The 19,166-nt window shown below is 31.1% G+C and carries 22 protein-coding genes and 1 pseudogene; 16 read left to right on the top strand and 7 right to left on the bottom strand.

All coding sequences use genetic code 11. The features are described 5' to 3' along the window. Nucleotides 1-675, top strand: a pseudogene (locus tag ACTT83_RS00830) (hypothetical protein); the annotation flags it as partial. On the opposite strand, the gene tyrS reads toward ACTT83_RS00830, so the two are convergent. After that, nucleotides 672-1,901, bottom strand: a complete 1,230-nt coding sequence (gene tyrS, locus ACTT83_RS00835) for a tyrosine--tRNA ligase (RefSeq protein WP_440918354.1) — start codon at nt 1,899-1,901, stop codon at nt 672-674. The pseudogene ACTT83_RS00830 and the gene tyrS overlap by 4 nt on opposite strands. A gap of 47 nt (nt 1,902-1,948) precedes the next feature. Here tyrS and ACTT83_RS00840 point away from each other — a divergent pair, with 47 nt between their 5' ends. Beyond that, nucleotides 1,949-3,094 (top strand): anhydro-N-acetylmuramic acid kinase, encoded by a 1,146-nt coding sequence (locus ACTT83_RS00840; protein ID WP_440918355.1) that lies wholly within the window; start codon nt 1,949-1,951, stop codon nt 3,092-3,094. Here the strand turns inward: ACTT83_RS00840 and ACTT83_RS00845 are convergent. Further along, nucleotides 3,091-3,747: an alpha/beta hydrolase gene (locus ACTT83_RS00845; RefSeq protein ID WP_440917813.1), complete on the bottom strand. Its 657-nt coding sequence runs from the start codon at nt 3,745-3,747 to the stop codon at nt 3,091-3,093. The two genes, ACTT83_RS00840 and ACTT83_RS00845, sit on opposite strands and share 4 nt — an antisense overlap. 135 nt (nt 3,748-3,882) lie before the next feature. On the opposite strand from ACTT83_RS00845, the gene ACTT83_RS00850 reads away from it, so the two are divergent. From ACTT83_RS00850 to ACTT83_RS00890, 9 genes are all read left to right on the top strand, one after another. Beyond that, nucleotides 3,883-4,308, top strand: coding sequence for an Rrf2 family transcriptional regulator (locus ACTT83_RS00850; RefSeq protein WP_440916610.1), 426 nt, complete (start codon nt 3,883-3,885; stop codon nt 4,306-4,308). A 1-nt stretch (nt 4,309) separates the two neighbouring features. Beyond that, nucleotides 4,310-5,752, top strand: coding sequence for a Fe-S cluster assembly protein SufB (gene sufB / locus ACTT83_RS00855; protein WP_440918380.1), 1,443 nt, complete (start codon nt 4,310-4,312; stop codon nt 5,750-5,752). Next, a complete protein-coding gene (sufC, locus tag ACTT83_RS00860; RefSeq protein WP_440918356.1) occupies nt 5,752-6,486 on the top strand; it encodes a Fe-S cluster assembly ATPase SufC in 735 nt (244 codons plus the stop codon). Before sufB ends, sufC begins: the two co-directional genes overlap by 1 nt. Beyond that, entirely contained in the window at nt 6,487-7,734 is a 1,248-nt protein-coding gene (locus tag ACTT83_RS00865; protein WP_440918357.1) for a SufB/SufD family protein, read from the top strand. After that, on the top strand, nt 7,731-8,951 hold the full coding sequence (locus tag ACTT83_RS00870) for an aminotransferase class V-fold PLP-dependent enzyme (RefSeq protein ID WP_440916606.1): 1,221 nt from the start codon (nt 7,731-7,733) through the stop codon (nt 8,949-8,951). The genes ACTT83_RS00865 and ACTT83_RS00870 overlap by 4 nt, the downstream gene beginning before the upstream one ends. After that, nucleotides 8,948-9,412 (top strand): Fe-S cluster assembly sulfur transfer protein SufU, encoded by a 465-nt coding sequence (gene sufU, locus ACTT83_RS00875; protein ID WP_440916605.1) that lies wholly within the window; start codon nt 8,948-8,950, stop codon nt 9,410-9,412. The genes ACTT83_RS00870 and sufU overlap by 4 nt, the downstream gene beginning before the upstream one ends. 4 nt (nt 9,413-9,416) lie before the next feature. Then, nucleotides 9,417-9,713: an iron-sulfur cluster assembly protein gene (locus ACTT83_RS00880; protein ID WP_440916604.1), complete on the top strand. Its 297-nt coding sequence runs from the start codon at nt 9,417-9,419 to the stop codon at nt 9,711-9,713. Next, nucleotides 9,713-10,048, top strand: a complete 336-nt coding sequence (locus ACTT83_RS00885; protein WP_440917817.1) for a HesB/IscA family protein — start codon at nt 9,713-9,715, stop codon at nt 10,046-10,048. Before ACTT83_RS00880 ends, ACTT83_RS00885 begins: the two co-directional genes overlap by 1 nt. A gap of 66 nt (nt 10,049-10,114) precedes the next feature. Next, entirely contained in the window at nt 10,115-10,285 is a 171-nt protein-coding gene (locus ACTT83_RS00890) for a hypothetical protein (protein WP_440918358.1), read from the top strand. A gap of 3 nt (nt 10,286-10,288) precedes the next feature. Here ACTT83_RS00890 and glnA read toward each other — a convergent pair whose 3' ends face one another. Next, nucleotides 10,289-11,695, bottom strand: a complete 1,407-nt coding sequence (gene glnA / locus ACTT83_RS00895; protein ID WP_440916601.1) for a type I glutamate--ammonia ligase — start codon at nt 11,693-11,695, stop codon at nt 10,289-10,291. 141 nt (nt 11,696-11,836) lie between these two features. On the opposite strand from glnA, the gene ACTT83_RS00900 reads away from it, so the two are divergent. From ACTT83_RS00900 to ACTT83_RS00920, 5 genes are all read left to right on the top strand, one after another. Next, nucleotides 11,837-12,316: a YbaK/EbsC family protein gene (locus ACTT83_RS00900; RefSeq protein WP_440918359.1), complete on the top strand. Its 480-nt coding sequence runs from the start codon at nt 11,837-11,839 to the stop codon at nt 12,314-12,316. Beyond that, nucleotides 12,313-13,212 carry a DMT family transporter gene (locus tag ACTT83_RS00905; protein ID WP_440918360.1) on the top strand — a complete coding sequence of 300 codons (900 nt, stop codon included), beginning with the start codon at nt 12,313-12,315 and terminating at the stop codon, nt 13,210-13,212. Before ACTT83_RS00900 ends, ACTT83_RS00905 begins: the two co-directional genes overlap by 4 nt. Before the next feature lie 92 nt (nt 13,213-13,304). After that, the gene (locus tag ACTT83_RS00910) at nt 13,305-14,849 is read left to right on the top strand and encodes an aldehyde dehydrogenase family protein (protein ID WP_440916598.1); all 1,545 of its coding nucleotides are present in this window, start codon (nt 13,305-13,307) and stop codon (nt 14,847-14,849) included. A gap of 52 nt (nt 14,850-14,901) precedes the next feature. Next, complete coding sequence (locus ACTT83_RS00915; protein WP_440916597.1) at nt 14,902-15,255, top strand: DUF779 domain-containing protein; 354 nt, start codon at nt 14,902-14,904, stop codon at nt 15,253-15,255. 12 nt (nt 15,256-15,267) lie between these two features. Then, entirely contained in the window at nt 15,268-15,738 is a 471-nt protein-coding gene (locus ACTT83_RS00920; protein WP_440918361.1) for a thioesterase family protein, read from the top strand. A 42-nt stretch (nt 15,739-15,780) separates the two neighbouring features. Here ACTT83_RS00920 and ACTT83_RS00925 read toward each other — a convergent pair whose 3' ends face one another. From ACTT83_RS00925 to ACTT83_RS00940, 4 genes are all read right to left on the bottom strand, one after another. Further along, entirely contained in the window at nt 15,781-16,107 is a 327-nt protein-coding gene (locus tag ACTT83_RS00925; RefSeq protein WP_440916595.1) for a GYD domain-containing protein, read from the bottom strand. 67 nt (nt 16,108-16,174) lie between these two features. After that, nucleotides 16,175-16,969, bottom strand: a complete 795-nt coding sequence (locus ACTT83_RS00930) for an ATP-binding cassette domain-containing protein (protein ID WP_440917821.1) — start codon at nt 16,967-16,969, stop codon at nt 16,175-16,177. Then, nucleotides 16,969-18,096, bottom strand: coding sequence for an ABC transporter permease (locus tag ACTT83_RS00935; protein WP_440918362.1), 1,128 nt, complete (start codon nt 18,094-18,096; stop codon nt 16,969-16,971). The genes ACTT83_RS00930 and ACTT83_RS00935 overlap by 1 nt, the downstream gene beginning before the upstream one ends. 72 nt (nt 18,097-18,168) lie before the next feature. Beyond that, entirely contained in the window at nt 18,169-19,092 is a 924-nt protein-coding gene (locus ACTT83_RS00940; RefSeq protein WP_440917822.1) for a sugar ABC transporter substrate-binding protein, read from the bottom strand. Nucleotides 19,093-19,166: the final 74 nt, after the last annotated feature.

Genomic DNA, 19,166 nt, shown 5'->3' on the forward strand with positions numbered 1-19,166 from the left:
ATTAAAAATAAAGAAATATATAAAGCTGACTTAATTGGAAGCTTTTCAAAAAATAAAAAACTAAAACTTACAATAAATAAAGATAATGATAATAAAATTACTACCTTGTTTGTTGATGAGGCAAAACCTATCGTAAAAAGATATAAATTTATAAAAGGTTTTGATGAAGGATCACTCGATTTCTTCAGTTCAAAAAAATCAAAAAAATCTGTTTCACAAATAAAAATTTATGATTTTAAATTAAAAGAGCTACCTATATTGACAAAGATTCTCACGTTAGCATCCTTACAGGGTATTGCGGATATTTTATCTGGAGATGGTATACGTTTTACGGAATTTGAAATGAATTTTAAAAATGAGGGTGATTTAATGACCATAGAAGAAATTTATGCGATTGGTCCTGCAATATCTATTTTAATGGAGGGCTACGTTGAAAAAAACAAATTAATTAGTTTAAAGGGCACATTGGTGCCAGCCACAACAATTAATAATTTTATTGGCTCATTACCTATGCTAGGTGAAATATTAGTCGGAAAAAAAACTGGTGAGGGAGTATTTGGAGTAAGTTTTAAGATCAAAGGCCCTCCAAAAAATTTAAAAACTTCAGTCAATCCTGTCAAAACTTTAACACCAAGATTTATTACAAGAACATTGGAAAAAATTAAAAAGAATTAACTTAACTCAATTTTTAAATGTCTTTTTTTTCCCACAGAAAGTTTTAAATAATTTTGTCTGAATAATTCATAAGAAATAATCAGATTTTCTTGAGATATAATTTCATCATTCAGTTTTATTGCATTTCCCTTAATAAGACGTCTGATTTCACTTTTTGAATTTTCTAATTTAGATAAGATCACGAGATCTATAATGCTCATTTTATTTTCAATATCAGTTTTCTTAATTTTAATTGAAGGTAAATTTGAACCAAGCGAAGTTCCTGAGAAAGCTTCTTTTGCTGCTTGCTCTGAACTTTTAGCAGCTTTTAAGCCATGAAGCATAGTAGTTGTTTTGTTCGCTAGCTTAATTTTTAGTTTATTAATGTCTTCATCTTTCATTTTATCAATTTCTTCAATATCTAAATCTGTAAACATTTTTAAAAATTTTATTACATCTCTGTCATCGATATTTCTCCAAAATTGCCAATAGTCATATGATGATAATAATTTTTCATCTAACCAAATAGCACCTGACTCAGTTTTGCCCATTTTTGCCCCTGAGGATAATGTAATGAGAGGGGTAGTTAAACCATAAGCTTGTTTACTAGAATACCTTTTTATAAGCTCCGTTCCATTGACAATGTTTCCCCATTGATCAGAACCTCCTATTTGTAAGGAACAATTCTCTTTTTTATTTAGTTCTAAAAAATCATAAGCTTGCAAAATCATATAATTAAATTCCATATAACTTAAAGATTGTTCTCTATCTAATCTAGTTTTAACACTTTCGAAAGTAAGCATTTTATTAATTGTAAAATGTTTTCCTATTTCTCTTAAAAATGAAATATAATTTAAATTTTTAAGCCAGGAATAATTATTTACAAAAATAGGTTTTGTTTTTGGATCGTTATTATTTAAAAATTTTTTTAATATTTTTTCAATATTTTTTGTATTTTTATTTATTTCTTTTTCAGTTAAAATTCTCCTTGTTTTGTCTTTACCTGAAGGATCTCCAATTCTGGTAGTCCCTCCACCTAACAAGACAATCGGTCTGTGCCCATATTTTTGAAGAAGTCTAAGACACATGATTTGAAGTAAGCTTCCAACATGAAGACTTTCAGCAGTGCAATCAAAACCTATGTAACCTTTAATTTTTTCTTTATTTATTAATTTGGATAATTCATTTTCATTCGTGCATTGATAGAAGTAGCCTCTATCTTTAAATTCTTTTAAAAATTTATCCATAAGTCTATAGTTCCACAATATACATTATTTAATAAAAAAAAATAAGAATGGATAAGATTTATACAGCAATGGGTTTAATGAGTGGTACCTCATCTGATGGAGTAGATGTATCCATAATTAAGTCAGATGGTAATCAAGACTTTTCAATATTAATCGATAAATACTTTCAATATGATGAAGAATTAACTCAAAAAATACTTAAAATTAGGGATAAAATCTTAAATCCAGATGATTTAACCAAATATCAAGTTGAAATCAAAGATTTAGAAAGAGAAATAACTTTATTTCATTTTAAGGCTGTTAATAAATGCCTTGAATTATCAAAATCTGAGGTTGATTTAATTGGTTTTCATGGTCAAACAATATTTCATGCTCCAGAAAAAAAAATTACAAAACAATTGGGTGACGGATTGCTACTATCTCAATTAACGAAAAAGAAAGTTATTTATAATTTTAGACAAAATGATTTAGAAAATGGGGGTCAGGGTGCTCCTCTAGCACCAATCTTTCATAATGCTTTAGCTAATGAATTAAATAAAAAATTTAGTTTAGGTTTTCCAATGAATATTCTTAATATTGGAGGTATTTCTAATGTTACCTCTACAATAGAATATAAGAATTTGAGTTTAGAAGAAAAAATTTATGCCTGTGATATTGGACCTGGCAATTGTTTGATAGATGAATGGATGAGAAAAAATTCAAAAAAAGGATATGACAAAGAAGGTTTAGTAGCGAAATCTGGAAAAACAGACAGATTAATTTTAAATCAAGCTTTGGACAATTTTACTGAACAATCTAATTTTGAAAAATCTTTAGATACTAAAAATTTTGATATTTTTTTTGCAAAAGGACTTTCATTAGAGGATGGTGCTGCAACCATCACTGATTTCACCGCTAAATTAATTTCCAATGGAATAAATTTTATTCACAATAAGAATAATTCTCAAAAAAGTAAATGGTTAGTATGTGGAGGAGGAAGAAAAAATAAATATCTCTTAGAAAGTATAAAAAGTAATTTTGATGATTTAAATCTTTGTTCGATTGATCAATATGGATTTGATGGAGACTTTATCGAGTCTCAAGCTTTTGCTTTTTTAGCGATAAGATCTTTAAAAGGTATGCCTATTTCATTTCCAAATACAACTAGATGTACAAAATCGGTAACTGGTGGAGTTTTAGTCGAAAATTTTTAATACAAAGCTGTTTCTTTTTTAATGTATTTATCAAGAGACTTTGAAAGTGCATTCTCATTTTTTGAAAAAAAATGATTTGCTTCTGAGATTGATTGAAATTCAACTTTAATACCTTTTTGCGCACTTAATCTTTTATTTAGTTCATTGATATGTTCAACAGGCACCAATTCATCTTTTTTTCCATAAATCATTATCCCAGAAGTTGGACATGGAGACAAAAATGAAAAATCGTAAACATTTGGTTGGGGAGAGATTGCGACAAATCTATTTATCTCTGGTCTCCTCATTAAAAGTTGCATAGCAATCAATGACCCAAAAGAAAAACCTGAAACCCAACATTGAGAATTATCAAAATTTTCTCTCTCTAACCAATCAAGAGCAGCTGCAGCATCTGCTAATTCACCTTGACCATTATCAAATTCTCCATCACTCTTTCCTACACCTCTAAAATTTACTCTGCAAACTGAAAAATCATTTTCCATAAAAGTATGAAAAGTTTCCACAACAACTTTATTATTCATTGTCCCTCCATACTGAGGGTGTGGTTGTAAGACTAAAGCTATTGGTGAAGTATTTTTTTTACTCTTGTAATATTTGGCTTCAAGTCTACCTGCAGGTCCTGGAATAAATATTTCTAATATTTTATTTTCCATAATTGTTATTGATTATTATTCTCAAAAAAAAATTAGGTTTATCACAACTGCGTGACAAAATGTTAGCTTTTTTTTTATTCATGATACTTGACTATTTTGGTCAGGTTTATATATACCCCAGTAAAATAAGGAATTATGAGACTTACATCTAAAGGCAGATATGCGGTAATGGCTTTAGTGGATCTGGCTAGATTTGATGGAATTAATCCAGTTTCTCTAAGGGATATATCTTTAAGACAAGGCATTTCGTTAGATTATTTAGAACAAATTTTTTCAAAATTGAGAAAAAAAGAAATTGTTCAAAGTGTTAGAGGAACTCAAGGTGGATATATTTTAAATAGGAAAGCTAAAGAAATAAAATTAACAAATATTTTTGATGCAGTAGATGAAAAAGTAAAAACTGTCCAATGTAAAAAAGAGTCAAAAAAAGGATGCAATGGTAAATCTACAAAATGTTTAACTCACAATCTTTGGGATGAACTTGAAACTCACATCAATAATTTTTTTGATAAAAAGAGTTTAGACGACTTAGTAAAAGAAAACTTTGAAAGAAGATTATAAAATGGATACTAGAGAAAAAGATATAGAAAATTTAAAAGATTATAAATACGGTTTTACAACTGATATTGAAAATATTAAAGCACCAAAAGGTCTAAATGAAAATGTAATTAAGTTTATTTCAAATATTAAAAAAGAACCTGAATGGATGTTGGATTTTAGATTAAAAGCATTTGAAAGATTTAAGCTTCTCAAAGAACCTGACTGGCAAAAACCTAAGTATCCTAAAATTGATTATCAAGATTTATATTACTATTCGGCTCCGAAAAGCATGAAGGATAAACCTAAAAGCTTAGATGAATTAGATCCTAAACTTTTAGAAACTTATAATAAATTAGGAATTCCCCTTCAAGAACAAGCAAGATTAAACGGAATAGCTGTAGATGCGGTATTTGATTCTGTTTCAGTAGCCACAACATTTAAAGGTGAATTAACAAAACATGGAATCATTTTTTGTTCAATGTCAGAAGCAATACAAAAACATCCTGATTTAGTAAAAAAATATTTAGGAACAGTAATTCCAACAACAGATCATTTTTTTGCGACATTAAATTCTGCTGTTTTTACCGATGGGTCATTTGTTTATATTCCTGAAGGTGTAAAGTGTCCAATGGAGCTCTCGACCTATTTCAGAATTAACGCATCAGAAACTGGTCAATTTGAAAGAACTTTAATTATTGCTGATAAAGGAAGTTACGTGAGTTATTTAGAAGGCTGTACTGCACCGATGAGAGATGAAAATCAATTACACGCTGCTAATGTTGAACTAATAGCTCTTGATGATGCAGAGATTAAATATTCAACTGTTCAAAACTGGTACCCGGGAGATGAAAATGGAAAAGGAGGAATTTATAATTTTGTAACCAAAAGAGGACTATGTAAGGGAAAAAATTCTAAGATTTCTTGGACACAGGTAGAGACAGGTTCTGCTATAACTTGGAAATACCCTAGTTGTATTTTAAAGGGTGATAACTCAATTGGAGAATTTTATTCAATAGCAATTACAAATAATCATCAAAAAGCAGATACTGGGACAAAGATGATCCACCTTGGTAAAAATACTAAAAGTAAAATAATTTCCAAAGGTATTAGTGCTGGATTTTCTGATATGACTTATAGAGGATTAGTAGATATAAATTCAAAAGCAAAAAATTCTAGTAACTATACTCAATGTGACTCTCTTTTAATGGGAAATAAATGTGGAGCGCACACTGTTCCTTACATAAAGAACAAAAATTTTGACTCAAATGTTGCTCATGAAGCAACAACGTCAAAAATAAGTGAAGAGCAATTGCACTATTGTCAACAAAGAGGATTAAATCCTGAGGAAGCTGTTGGGTTGATAGTTAATGGATTTTGCAAAGAAGTTCTGCAGCAATTACCCATGGAGTTTGCTGTAGAGGCACAAAAACTTGTTGGAATTAGTCTTGAAGGGAGCGTGGGTTAATGCTGAAAATTAATAACTTAAACGCAAATGTTGAAAATAAGTCAATTTTAAAGGGATTTTCACTAAATATAAAACCAGGTGAAGTTCATGCAATAATGGGTCCTAATGGTTCTGGAAAAAGTACGTTATCTAATATTTTATCGGGAAAAAAAGGTTATGAGGTATCTGGAGAAATATTATTTGAAAATAAAGATTTATTTGAACTTGAAACTGAGGAAAGAGCACACAAAGGTATATTTTTAGCCTTCCAATACCCTTTAGAAATTCCTGGGGTAAATACTAATATTTTTTTAAAGACTTCTCTAAATGCAATTAGAAAAGCTCGTGGACAAAAAGAACTTGATGCTATCGAGTTTTTAAAACTCGTGAAAGAAAAAGCTAAGGAACTTAAATTTGATGAAGAAAAACTTAATAGGCAATTAAATGTAGGCTTCTCTGGTGGAGAAAAAAAGAAAAATGAAATTCTACAAATGTCAATGCTGGCGCCAAAACTTTCAATTTTAGATGAAACAGACTCAGGTTTAGATATAGATGCTCTAAAAATAGTTGCAGATGGTGTAAACACATTAAGGAATAATGAAAATTCTTTTTTAATCATTACTCATTATCAAAGATTATTAGATTATATCAAGCCAGATTTCGTTCATGTTTTAATGAATGGAAGGATTATTAAATCAGGTGGACCTGAACTTGCAGAAGAATTAGAAAAAAAAGGATATGAGAGTTTTAATTAGATGAAGGAACAATTAAAAATAGATTTTAACAAAATTCAAGAAGTTTCTAATTTTTCTAATAGAGATATTGAGATAAAAAAGTCTTACCTAAATAAATTTATTGAAAATGGTTTCCCAAATAGAAAACAAGAAAATTGGAAGTTTTTAGATATAAATCAAATAATTAGTAATAATATTTCAGATTTGAGCTTTTATAATGATTATTCAATTGAAAATAAGATTGATCCATCAATTTTTATTGATGATTTAGAACATAATAAAATTATTTTTATTAATGGAAGAGTTGAAAAAATTGACTTTAGGTATGAGGATAAAAAACAGATTGAAATAATTGAGGACTCTTACACAACTGATAAGTCTGAAAACAACAATTCATTAATTGATTTGAATATTGCATTAAGTAATAAACATTTTAAAATTTTAATTAAAAAAGACTACTCATTAAAAAAACCTTTAATCATTTATCATTTGTCCAATGAGAAAATGAAATCAAAGAATATTAATTTAAGGTTAGATTTTGAGCTTGAACAAAACAGCTCACTAAAATTGATAGATTTCTTTAGTGATGATAGTGAAAAAAATTTTATGAATATTTTTTACAATTTTAATTTGGATAAAGATGCGATTCTTAAAAACTATAAAATTGATAAGTCTTTGAATAAAAATCTAAAATATTCATTTAATAATATAGATCAAAAACAAAATAGTATTTCTGAAACTTTTGTTTTTTCTGCAGGGTCAGATTATTTCAAAAATGAGATAAATTGTAATCTAAAAGGCGAATATTCTTCAGCATTTATAAATGGTATTTTTTCGTTAGATGATAATAAACAGCACGAAATAAGAACTACTATAAATCATTTGGTTGAAAATACAAAAAGCTATCAGTTAATTAAGAGTGTGCTTGGAAAAAATACAAAGTCTGCTTATCAAGGAAGAATATATGTAGACTCAAAGGCACAGAAAACAGATGGATATCAATTAAGTAAAGCAATTTTGTTAGACGAAACCTCAGAGTTTAACGCAAAACCTGAATTAGAAATTTATGCTGATGATGTTAAATGTTCTCATGGATCAGCATCTGGTAGTCTTGATGATAATTCAATTTTTTATTTAATGTCTAGAGGACTAAATTATAAACAAGCTAAAGGACTATTAATAAATGGTTTTTTGCTTGATGTAATCGAAAAGATTACTGACGCTGAAATTAAAGATTTATTAAAAAAAATGATTGGTTTAAAAAAATGAACATAGATAATATTAAAAAAGAGTTTCCTATCTTTGATGAAAAGATACAAAACAATGATCTAGTTTATTTGGATAGTGCTAATTCTTCTCAAAAACCTAAAGTTGTTATTGATAGAATAAACGAATTCTATACTAAAGAATTTTCAAATGTGGGCAGAAGTATTCATTATTTGGCAGTGGCAGCTACAAATTTATACGAAAATACACGATCTTCTGTCCAAAAATATATTAATGCAAAAGATAAAAATGAGATTGTATTTACTAAGGGTGCAACTGAAGCCCTCAATTTAGTTGCTAATACACTTGGCCAAAAGTATTTGAATGAAGGTGACGAAATTTTACTCACTGAGTTAGAGCATCATTCAAATTATGTACCATGGCACTATTTGAGAAAATCAAAAAATATAAAGATTAATTTTGCTGAAATAAATGAAGAGGGAGAAATTCCAATTGAAAATATTGAAAAAAAAATTACGCCAAAAACAAAGGTGATTGCCATTAATCATCTATCGAATGTCACTGGCGCAATCTTACCAATCAAAGAGATTACTGAGCTTGCACACGCAAAAGATATAATTGTTGTTGTAGATGGATGTCAAGGTGCACCACATTTGAAACTTGATGTGCAAGATCTGGACTGTGATTTTTATGCAATTTCTTGTCATAAAATGTATGGACCGACTGGACTTGGAATTTTGTATGGAAAAAAAAAATGGCTCGAAGAATTACCACCTTATCAAGGTGGTGGTGGAATGATTAAAGAAGTTAAAAAAGATCGTATTACTTATGGTGATCTTCCAAATAAGTATGAAGCAGGCACTATGGCCACTGCACAGGTGATAGCTTTTGATAAGTCTATCAAATTTTTAGAAAGTATTGGAATTGAAAATATAATTAAACATGAAAAAGAATTAATAGAATATGGTCAAGAAATTTTAAAAAAGAATAATTCAGTAAAAATAATTGGCAATCCAAAAAATAAAGGCGGTGTAATATCGTTTACGATTGAAGGAGTACATCCACATGACATCGCGACAATACTTGACGAAGACGGTGTAGCTATTAGAGCTGGACACCATTGCTGTCAAATTTTACACGACAAACTCGAGATTCCTGCTAGTGCAAGAGCATCAGTAGGTGTCTATAATACTAAAAGTGATTTTGATCAATTAAATGAGTCTATAAACAAATGTAAAAAAATTTTTGATTTAAAATGAATTTAAAAGAATTATATCAAGAAATAATTTTAGAACATGGAAAAAATCCAAGGAATTTGAGGAAGACTGAGAATTTTAATAAAGATGCTAAAGGGAATAATCCTTTATGTGGGGATAATGTCCATGTTTATCTAAAATTGAATAATCAAAGAAAAGTTGAAGATATTTCTTTTGAAGGAAGTGGTTGCGCAATATCAATGGCCTCAGCTTCAATAATGACAGATTTGATTAAAGGCAAAAGTGACAATGAAGCAAAGGAGATCATAGATGATTTTCTTGGAATGATAAAAGAAAATCCTGAATTAAAGTCTACGATTTTAGAGGAAGATGATAAAACAAAACTAATGTGTCTATCCGGAGTAAAACAATATCCTATGAGAGTAAAATGTGCTACCTTATCATGGCATACTTTGATTTCTGCAATGGAAGATGACGGAAAGCAAGTGAGCACAGAAGATTAATATTATGGAAATAAAAGAAAAAATTATAAACGAAATTAGAAAAATTTATGATCCTGAGTTACCAGTTAATATTTATGAACTTGGTTTAATTTATGATATTCAAGTAAAAGGAAAAAAAGCTGAAATAAAAATGACCTTAACCACACCAAATTGTCCTGTTGCAGAGAGTTTACCAAAAGAAGTAAAAGAAGGAGCTATGCAAGTTGAAGAAATTGATGATGTTGATCTTCAACTAGTTTGGGACCCACCTTGGAACAAAGATATGATGTCAGATGCTGCTAAGTTGGAGTTAAATTTGTAATGAATCCTATAATTAAATTAAGTGAAAATGCAGCAAACAGAATTAAAGAAATCATGTCTAGTGCCGAAAAAGATGCTTTAGGAGTGAGAGTTTCAGTTAAATCTGGAGGATGCGCAGGCATGTCATATGTAATGGAATATTCTAAAGAACTTAACCCGAATGATGAGGTAATTGAGGATAAGGGAGTTAAGGTTTTTATAGATTCTGCTGCAGTGATGTATTTATTAGGTACTGAAATGGATTACAAAAAAGAGGATTTTTCTTCAACTTTTGTGTTCAATAATCCCAATGAAACAGAGAGATGTGGTTGCGGGGAATCCTTTAAAGTAGAATAAAATTTAGTATCCCATAAGTTGCATAGCTGTATTGCTTAAAATGCATATCTAGTATATAATTATTACATGAACGTTTTTGAATTTAGAAATTTATTAGCGTCTGAAGACAGAAAAGAAAAAAGAAAAAGCTTACAAAGATCTTTGATCAAATCTGTTGAAACAGGAGCTAACGGAACTCAAGATTACGTTGTTAAAAAAGGTCCTGGCAAAAACAAGATTGCCACTACTAGACAATAATTTTTAACAACTATAATACATGTCGAACTCTATTGGGTGTGGTGTGTGTTCGAAATTATGTATTTCCTCAAATTTTAAAGCAATGTAAGCATCTATCTGATCATCAGTGAATACGTTACCTTGTTTTAAAAAATCTCTGTCCTTATCCAAACTTTCCATTGCTTCTCTTAATGAGCCACAAACAGTAGGTATTTTTTTAACTTCATTTTCAGATAAAGCATAAAGATCCTTATCGAAAGATTTACCTGGATCAATTTTATTTTTAATACCATCTAGTCCAGCCATAAGCATTGCTGCAAAAGTTAAGTATGGGTTTCCAGCTGCATCGCCAAATCTAATTTCACATCTCGCAGCTTTTTTACTTAGAGTGATAGGGATCCTACATGAAGCTGACCTGTTTCTCGCTGAGTACGCTAATAATACTGGGGCTTCAAATCCCGGGATCAATCTTTTGTAACTATTGGTTGTTGCGTTTGAAAAAGCGTTTATAGCTTTTGCATGTTTTAAAATTCCACCAATATAGTGTAAAGCTAAATCGGATAAGCCAGCATATTTATCTCCTGAAAATAATGCTGTATTTCCTTTCCAAATTGATTGGTGCACGTGCATACCTGATCCATTATCACCTTTTACTGGTTTAGGCATAAAAGTTGCAGTTTTTCCAAATGAATGTGAAACCATGTGTACCGCATACTTATACAATTGCAAGTTATCTGCTTGATCAACTAAAGTTCCAAAATACATTCCAAGTTCATGCTGACTTGGAGCAACTTCATGGTGATGTTTCTCAACTTTAATACCCATGTCTTTCATTGCTTTTAAATACTCACTTCTCATATCTTGTGCACTATCAACAGGAGGAACTGGGAAGTAACCACCTTTGATACCAGGTCTGTGTCCCATATTTCCGTTTTCATATTTTTTTCCAGTGTTGTAAGGGCCTTCAGTACTATCAATTTTGAAGCCAGTTTCATTCATGTCATTTTTAAATCTTACATCATCGAATACAAAAAATTCAGCTTCTGGACCAAAAAATGCTTTGTCACCAATTCCAGATTTTTTTAAATATGCCTCTGCTTTTTTTGCTGTTCCTCGAGGATCTCTTTCGTAAGGATCTTTTTTTATTGCATCCAAAATATCACAAAAAATGTTTAATGTATTATGAGACGTAAACGGATCAACTACAGTTCTGCTTAAATCAGGCTTTAAAATCATGTCAGATTCATTAATAGCTTTCCAACCTGCAATTGAGGAGCCATCAAAGAAAATTCCATCGTTTAACATATCTTCGTCAACTACCTTAGTGTCCATTGTAACGTGTTGAAGTTTACCTCTAGGGTCAGTAAATCTTAGATCAACGTAATCGATCTCTTTGTCTTTAATAACTTTTAATACATTTTTTGCACTCATTATATCTCCTCTGTAATCTTGTGGGTTGTGATACCAAATAAAGACTGATAAATAATCCCCTTTTACTTAATAACACCTATGCATTTTTAACATAAGTGTATATTGAAAAGACTAAGAATACTAACAATTCAGAGTTGAATAATGACATTACTTGATAAAGAACCAGTTCGAAGAGTTGGAAGAATTATTAGAGAATTCGACCAAAATTTAAGTGTTAGTGTTTTAGAAACATCAGCTAGAACTGCTTTAGAAGCCGCATCTTCTTTACGATGTGAGGTAGGAGCAATTGTAAAAAGCTTACTTTTTAAGACAGATAATAAGTTTACTTTATTTTTGGTTGCTGGAGATAAGAAAGCTTCACTAAGAAAAATTAAGAAAAATATTAAATTTGATGATGTTTCTATGGCTACTGCTGAAGATGTAAAAAACATTACTGGTTATACTATTGGCGGTGTTTCACCAGTAGGCCATTTAGAAAATGTTGATATTTACATAGATAATTCTTTAAATAGGTTTGATTTTTTATTTGCTGCTGCAGGTCATCCAAATTGTATATTTAAAATCAATTTCTCAGATTTAAAGAAAATTACAAAAGGAACAATTGAAGATATTACCGAATGAGACAACCAAAACTATTAGATTATCTTTTATTAATTTTGTTAGCTTTAATATGGGCATCAGCTTTTTTTAATATCAAAATTGCAACCTATTCATTTGGACCAATTACCATTGCATTTTTAAGAGTGTTTTTTGGAGCAATACCAGTTTTGTTGCTTTGTTATTATAAAAAGATAAAGATCGAAGCTTTTTCAAAAGATTGGTATTGGTTCGCAATGATAGGATTTATAAATCTAGTAGCTCCTTTTTTTTTAATTGCCTACGGCGTGCAATCAGTTCAAAGTAATTTGGCCGCGATATTGATGTCAACTACACCATTAAGTTCAACTGTGCTTGGTCATTTTTATACAAAGAATGAGAAATTCAATTTTATCAAAACAATAGGAATCTTAATTGGTTTTTCTGGAATACTTTATTTATTTTCTGATAATATTTTGATTAATGAAAATAATTTTTTTTCCGCAATACTAATTCTATTAGGCTCAACTTGTTATGTAATAGGTGGAGTTCTAACCTTAAAAATTAGTAATAAAAAAAATGAAAATGTAACTGGTTCAATACTGGTTTGGGCAGTTTTGATTTTGATACCTATTGCAAGTATTGTTGAACAACCATGGAATGTCTCGCCAAGGTTAGATTCCACAATATCCGTGATATATCTTGGCCTAGTTTCTACTGGAATTGCATGGTTATTGAGATTTAGAATTTTAGTTAATAATGGACTGATATTTCAGTCACAAGTTTCATATTTAATTCCAATTTTTGGAACTATCTTGAGTTACATTTTCCTGAAGGAATTGATCACTTTCAAAGTTTTGATATCTCTCATTGCAGTATCAGTAGGAATTTATTTTGTGAGAAAAGCAGACAATAAAATCAGTAAAATAAAGCTCGATTAATACAATTCTTAGTTGAAAACATTATTGACCCATTTACATCATTCCCAAAAAGGTTTTTAATTAATTTATATAAATAACAAGAGGAGAAAAAAATGAGTGCAGAAGCAATGAAAGTGTCATCTGTATTAGATACTTCTCATTTAAAGGTTAAATTTCCGTTCAAAGCAAAATATGGAAACTACATTAATGGAAAATTTGTAGAACCAAAATCAGGCAAGTATTTTGATAATGTAAGCCCGATCTCAAATGAGAAAATCTGTTCAGTTGCGCGATCAGACGAAAAAGACGTAGAAGCAGCATTAGATGCAGCTCACGCAGCCTTCCCAGAGTGGGGAAAAACAGACATCACAACAAGATCAAACATATTATATAAGATCGCTGATGTTTTAGAAAAAAATCTAAACTTACTCGCAACAGCAGAATGTTTAGATAATGGAAAGCCAATAAGAGAATGTATGGCAGCAGATTTACCTTTGGTTGTTGATCATTGGAGATATTTTGCTGGTGTAATAAGAGCAGAAGAGGGATCAATTGCAGAAATTAGCAATTCTCAATACTCTTACAACATACCTGAACCTTTAGGAGTAGTTGGTCAAATAGTTCCTTGGAACTTCCCATTACTTATGGCTACATGGAAACTAGCACCAGCTCTTGCAGCAGGTAACTGTTCAGTTTTAAAACCAGCCGAACAAACGCCAGCATCCATAATGGTGATGATGGAACTTATTGGGGATTTATTACCTCCAGGAGTTGTCAACATTGTTAGTGGTTTTGGTTTAGAGGCAGGTAAACCTTTAGCATCATCAAAAAGAGTTGCTAAAGTTGCATTTACTGGTGAAACAACAACAGGAAGATTGATAATGCAGTATGCTGCACAAAACATAATTCCAATAACTTTGGAATTAGGTGGAAAATCTCCAAACATTTTCTTTGAGGATATCATGGATAAAGATGATGATTTCTTCGATAAATGTATTGAAGGTTTTGTTATGTTCAATCTTAACCAAGGTGAGGTTTGTACTTGTCCGAGTAGAGCTTTAGTTCAAGAGTCGATCTATGATAAATTCATGGAAAGAGCTATAGCTAGAACAAAAGCTGTTGTTCAAGACAACCCTTTAAAAATGGAAACTATGATTGGAGCACAGGCTTCCGTAGAACAAATGGAGAAGATTAAATCTTATCTTGATCTAGGGAAAAAAGAGGGTGCGAAAGTCCTAACAGGAGGAAGTGTTGCAAAACTTAACAGTGGATTAGAAAAAGGTAATTACATTCAACCAACTGTTTTTGAAGCAAAAAATGATATGAGAATATCTCAAGAAGAAATCTTCGGACCTGTTGTGTCTGTAATTAAATTTAAAGATGAAGCAGAGGCATTAAAAATTGCCAATGATACTCTTTATGGTTTAGGAGCAGCTGTTTGGACTAGAAATGGTAATATTGCTTATAGAATGGGTAGAGCAATACAAGCAGGGATAGTATGGACTAATTGTTATCATGCATACCCAGCTCACTCACCATTTGGTGGATACAAACAATCTGGAGTTGGCAGAGAAACTCACAAAATGATGCTTAATCATTACAGACAGAATAAGAATCTACATGTTTCTTACGCTGAGAAAAAATTAGGCTTCTTTTAATCAAATAATATATACTGGTCCATGATTCGATATCATGGGCCAGAGAAAAAATATGAAAGTATCTGCAACAAATTCGGCACTAAGTTTATTATCTGAACTTAAAGAAAAATATGGTGAAAAGTTAATGTTTCATCAATCAGGAGGATGTTGTGATGGGAGTGCACCTATGTGTTTCCAAGAAGGTGAATTTCCATTGGGAGATAACGATATTAAACTTGGGGAAATAGGTGGAGTTCCATTTTATATGAATGGTGATCAATATGAAAAATGGAAACATACTGATCTTACGATAGATGCTGTAAAAGGAATTGGTGGAATGTTTTCATTAGATAATGGAACTGGAAGAAGATTTTTAACTAAATCTGAAATATGCCTCGTAGTGGATAACGATAATCCAAATCATTAAATTTATTTAACAATGCCGATTTTTTTAAGTTCACAAAAAATTGTGAAGGATTGGATTGATTATAACAATCATATGAATGTTTCTTATTATCTTTTGATCTTTGATAAATATGGGGCTGATATATTAAATGACACCTTTAAAATGGGTGAGCATTCAGCAAGGACTACCGGAAAAAGTACGATGATTGTTGAGTCTCATATTACATATAATCAAGAACTAAAGATGAATGATGAGGTAGATGTAAATTTAGTTTTTTTTGATCACGATAAAAAAAGGTTGCAATATAAGATGGAAATGATCCATAAGCAAAAGCAATATTTAGCATCTACGATTGAAGTCCTTGCATTATATGTTGATTTAAATAATCGAAAAGTCTCAGAATTCGAGGGAGATAAATTAGAAATTATGGATAATTATATTAAAAATAATATAGAAAAGTTTGATAATACTAACCTTAAGTTTTCCTCTAAATTGAAAAAGTAAATAAATTTACTTCCAGCCCGCGTACTGGAAGTAATAATCTATTTATTGTCCTGGCGCTTTGTATGCACCTGATGCAACTTCACTCGCTTTAACAGTAGCTTTATTAAAATCAATAGCTTCCAACATTGTTAAATTTTTAACTGCTCCTGATGCTTCTACTACAAGTTTTACTGCTGCAAAGTCTTCAAATGTTGTAAGTTCATTAACAACAATAAAGTCATATGGACCTCTAACTATATCCATACTATGCATTGTTCCACCCATAGCTTTTGTTAATTGTTCAACTACTGCTTTTCTATCACTTTTAGGATCTTTTAAAAAACCTTGAAAAGCTTTTTCAGTGTAGTTTCCCATTATATATGCTTTCATATGTTACCCCTTTCTTTATTTAAAAATACTACAGCAAAATTTATGTATGTAGAAGTGGTATATTTGTCTAATTATTTTCTATTCGGTCCATTTCTTTAAGTTCGACTTCTAACTTATCTAATTCCTCACCACCTGCCATCATGCTTAAAAGTTTTTCTCTAGATATATCTTTTTTTTGAAATGTTCCCATACTTTTTCCTCGATTTAAAACTGTAAAACTATTTCCAACAGGATAAGCATGATGAACGTTGTGTGTTATTAAAATTACAGCTAAACCTTGCGATGCTGCTTTAACAATATATTTCAGGACCATTGAAGCTTGATGCACACCTAATGCTGACGTTGGTTCATCTAATACTAAAACTTTTGCTCCAAAATAAATTGCTCTAGAAATAGCGAGACATTGTCTTTCACCTCCAGACATCGTACCGACAGCTTGTGATGGGTCTCTCACATCGATACCTATTTGTCCCATTCTTTCTGCAGCTATAGTGTTTGCTTTTTCAATATCAAAAGTTTTAAAAAAAGGTAAACCTTTTTGTGGCTCTCTACCCATAAAAAAATTTCTAGTAACACTCATAAGAGAAACTAATGCTAAATCTTGATAAACAGTACCTATCCCAATATCCAAAGCATCTCGTGGTGAGTCAAAAACTATTTTTTGATCCTCAAAAATAATTTCACCTTCATCAGGCTTATGAACCCCTGCTAAAGTTTTTATCAAAGTAGATTTTCCAGCTCCATTGTCACCAAGTAAGCACATTATTTCGCCTTTTTTTAGCTTCATGGTGACGTCTTTCAAAGCAATCACTTTACCAAAAAATTTACTTATATTATTGAATTGAACTAAATATTCAGACATTACTTGGTCTCCGTAACCTTTTTTCTAATATAATTGTTGAATACAACTGCGATTAACATCATTGCACCTAAAAAAACCTTAAACCAATCAGTATCAACGTCTGTATAAAAAATTCCCATTGATACAGTACCAAAAATAATAGCGCCCAATGCTGCTCCGATGGCAGAGCCATAACCTCCAGTCAAAAGACAGCCGCCAACCACGGCAGCTGCTATTGCTTCCAATTCTTTTAAAGTTCCTCTCATAGTATCTGCAGAACCTGCATCTAAAACTTGAATACAAGCAAATATTGTCGATGCTACAGCTGTTCCAATGAATAGACTTATTTTTACTCTTCCAACAGGCACACCAACATTTGTAGCACCAACTTTATCTCCACCTGATGCAAATATCCAATTTCCATATCTAGTTTTCATAAGTATCCAAGTCGCAAATAATGTAAGAGCAATAAACCATATTACTGATGGTGGAATACCTGTAGCTAATGGTGTGCCGTCAGTTCTCAGTGCAATTAATTTCATCGATCCTAGCCATGAGAATAACCATTGAAAAGTATCTGTTGCAAACAACCAAGCGATTGGATCATCCTCTATTAAAACTCTTAATCCTGGTACTTGAGTTCTTCCTGTAATTAATCTCGTAATAGCCAAAGTTGCCCCTCTTAAAATGAACAACATTGCAAGAGTTACTATGAAGGATGGAAGACCAGTTTTTACTACCATTATACCATTGAAATACCCAATTAGTACTGCCATAGCAAAAGCAAAAATAATACTCGTCCATAAAGGCCAGCCCCAATAAATTGCAGGTATAGCGATACAGATTCCTGCAAAACCAATCATTGATCCAATTGATAAATCAAACTCTCCACCAATCATTAACATTGCAGCAGCAATAGCAATAATTCCTAAATTAGCTGAAACATCTAAAAAATTTAATGTCCCATAAGCGCTAAACATTCCAGTGTCACCAGCAACTATTCCAAAAAAAATAAAAACTAAAATTGAGCCGCCCAAAGCACCAAGCTCTGGTCTGTTTAATAAAACTCTTAGAGGTGAAATTTTTTTAAGTCTTTCATCTTGTCCACTATCTTTTTTAGATTGAATACTCTCTGATTTTACAGACATATAAAAATTATAATTTAAAGATGACTAAAAAAAAGGCCCGACTAATACTAGTCAGGCCTTTAATTCATATTTTTATCTATAACCTTGAGCTGCCCATTTAATTACTTTAGACGCATTGTCAGGAGTAACAAACCCAGGTCCAGTCATTACTACACCTGCTGGCATTGTTCCCCATCTCATATATTGTCCAAAGATAGCTATTGGTAAATATCCTTGTAGATATTGCTGTTGGTCAATTAAAAACTCTACTTTTCCTGCAGCAGCAGCTTTTAACATATTTGGAGACATATCAAATGTTCCTAATCTTACAGAACCAACTTTTCCAGCTGACTCAAGTGCTTTCAAAGCTGCTTCACCAGATAATCCAGCACCTAAAGTTAGAATAGTGTCATAGCCACCACCTAATTTTGCAGCAACAGCTTTTTGAATTTCTGTTGGGTCATTTGATGTACCTAAAATATCAACAGATCCACCAAAACCTTTTTTGAAACCAGCACATCTTCTATCAAGTGCAACGTTTCCTACCTCATGGTTAACACATAATGCTTTTTTCCCACCAGCAGCTTTCATTTTTTGTCCACCACCTACACCTGCTTCAAACTCAGTTTGTCCAACGTGTGCACTAATTCCTAAAGATGCATAATCATCAGATCCAGAGTTCATTGATATTACTGGAATACCAGCAGCAATTGCAGCTTTAACTGATTTTCCTAAAGCAGCAGCATCTGGTAATGTGATCACTATACCTTTTGGTTTTTGTGATACAGCATTATCAATTAATTTTGCCATTTCTACCATGTCAAAAGTAGCTGGTGCTGTGTATTTGCAAGACACTCCCATGTCTTTACATCCAGCATCAACTCCATTTTTAGCAACTGACCAGAAAGGATCGTTTGCTTGACCATGAGAAACCACAATTATATCTACAGCTAAAGCAGATACAGACATCATTGCCCATGCAGCTAAAGCTAATATAAAGTTTTTTATTGTTTTCATTATTTTCCTCTTATTAAAGTTAACTTTTAAAAATAAAATCTAATCAAAATATTATTTAGTTGTAAAGCAGACAG

Origin of the sequence: Candidatus Pelagibacter sp., assembly GCF_052049775.1 — a bacterium.
Classification (GTDB): domain Bacteria; phylum Pseudomonadota; class Alphaproteobacteria; order Pelagibacterales; family Pelagibacteraceae; genus Pelagibacter.

Coding starts and splice junctions, on each gene's coding strand:
- sufU (WP_440916605.1), top strand. CDS start 8,948: ATGAATTTAAAAGAATTATATCAAGAAATAATTTTAGAACATGGAAAA.
- tyrS (WP_440918354.1), bottom strand. CDS start 1,901: ATGGATAAATTTTTAAAAGAATTTAAAGATAGAGGCTACTTCTATCAA.
- ACTT83_RS00850 (WP_440916610.1), top strand. CDS start 3,883: ATGAGACTTACATCTAAAGGCAGATATGCGGTAATGGCTTTAGTGGAT.
- sufC (WP_440918356.1), top strand. CDS start 5,752: ATGCTGAAAATTAATAACTTAAACGCAAATGTTGAAAATAAGTCAATT.
- ACTT83_RS00870 (WP_440916606.1), top strand. CDS start 7,731: ATGAACATAGATAATATTAAAAAAGAGTTTCCTATCTTTGATGAAAAG.
- ACTT83_RS00940 (WP_440917822.1), bottom strand. CDS start 19,092: ATGAAAACAATAAAAAACTTTATATTAGCTTTAGCTGCATGGGCAATG.
- ACTT83_RS00885 (WP_440917817.1), top strand. CDS start 9,713: ATGAATCCTATAATTAAATTAAGTGAAAATGCAGCAAACAGAATTAAA.
- ACTT83_RS00925 (WP_440916595.1), bottom strand. CDS start 16,107: ATGAAAGCATATATAATGGGAAACTACACTGAAAAAGCTTTTCAAGGT.
- ACTT83_RS00890 (WP_440918358.1), top strand. CDS start 10,115: ATGAACGTTTTTGAATTTAGAAATTTATTAGCGTCTGAAGACAGAAAA.
- sufB (WP_440918380.1), top strand. CDS start 4,310: ATGGATACTAGAGAAAAAGATATAGAAAATTTAAAAGATTATAAATAC.
- ACTT83_RS00910 (WP_440916598.1), top strand. CDS start 13,305: ATGAGTGCAGAAGCAATGAAAGTGTCATCTGTATTAGATACTTCTCAT.
- ACTT83_RS00900 (WP_440918359.1), top strand. CDS start 11,837: ATGACATTACTTGATAAAGAACCAGTTCGAAGAGTTGGAAGAATTATT.
- ACTT83_RS00935 (WP_440918362.1), bottom strand. CDS start 18,096: ATGTCTGTAAAATCAGAGAGTATTCAATCTAAAAAAGATAGTGGACAA.
- ACTT83_RS00880 (WP_440916604.1), top strand. CDS start 9,417: ATGGAAATAAAAGAAAAAATTATAAACGAAATTAGAAAAATTTATGAT.
- ACTT83_RS00930 (WP_440917821.1), bottom strand. CDS start 16,969: ATGTCTGAATATTTAGTTCAATTCAATAATATAAGTAAATTTTTTGGT.
- ACTT83_RS00845 (WP_440917813.1), bottom strand. CDS start 3,747: ATGGAAAATAAAATATTAGAAATATTTATTCCAGGACCTGCAGGTAGA.
- ACTT83_RS00840 (WP_440918355.1), top strand. CDS start 1,949: ATGGATAAGATTTATACAGCAATGGGTTTAATGAGTGGTACCTCATCT.
- glnA (WP_440916601.1), bottom strand. CDS start 11,695: ATGAGTGCAAAAAATGTATTAAAAGTTATTAAAGACAAAGAGATCGAT.
- ACTT83_RS00920 (WP_440918361.1), top strand. CDS start 15,268: ATGCCGATTTTTTTAAGTTCACAAAAAATTGTGAAGGATTGGATTGAT.
- ACTT83_RS00905 (WP_440918360.1), top strand. CDS start 12,313: ATGAGACAACCAAAACTATTAGATTATCTTTTATTAATTTTGTTAGCT.
- ACTT83_RS00865 (WP_440918357.1), top strand. CDS start 6,487: ATGAAGGAACAATTAAAAATAGATTTTAACAAAATTCAAGAAGTTTCT.
- ACTT83_RS00915 (WP_440916597.1), top strand. CDS start 14,902: ATGAAAGTATCTGCAACAAATTCGGCACTAAGTTTATTATCTGAACTT.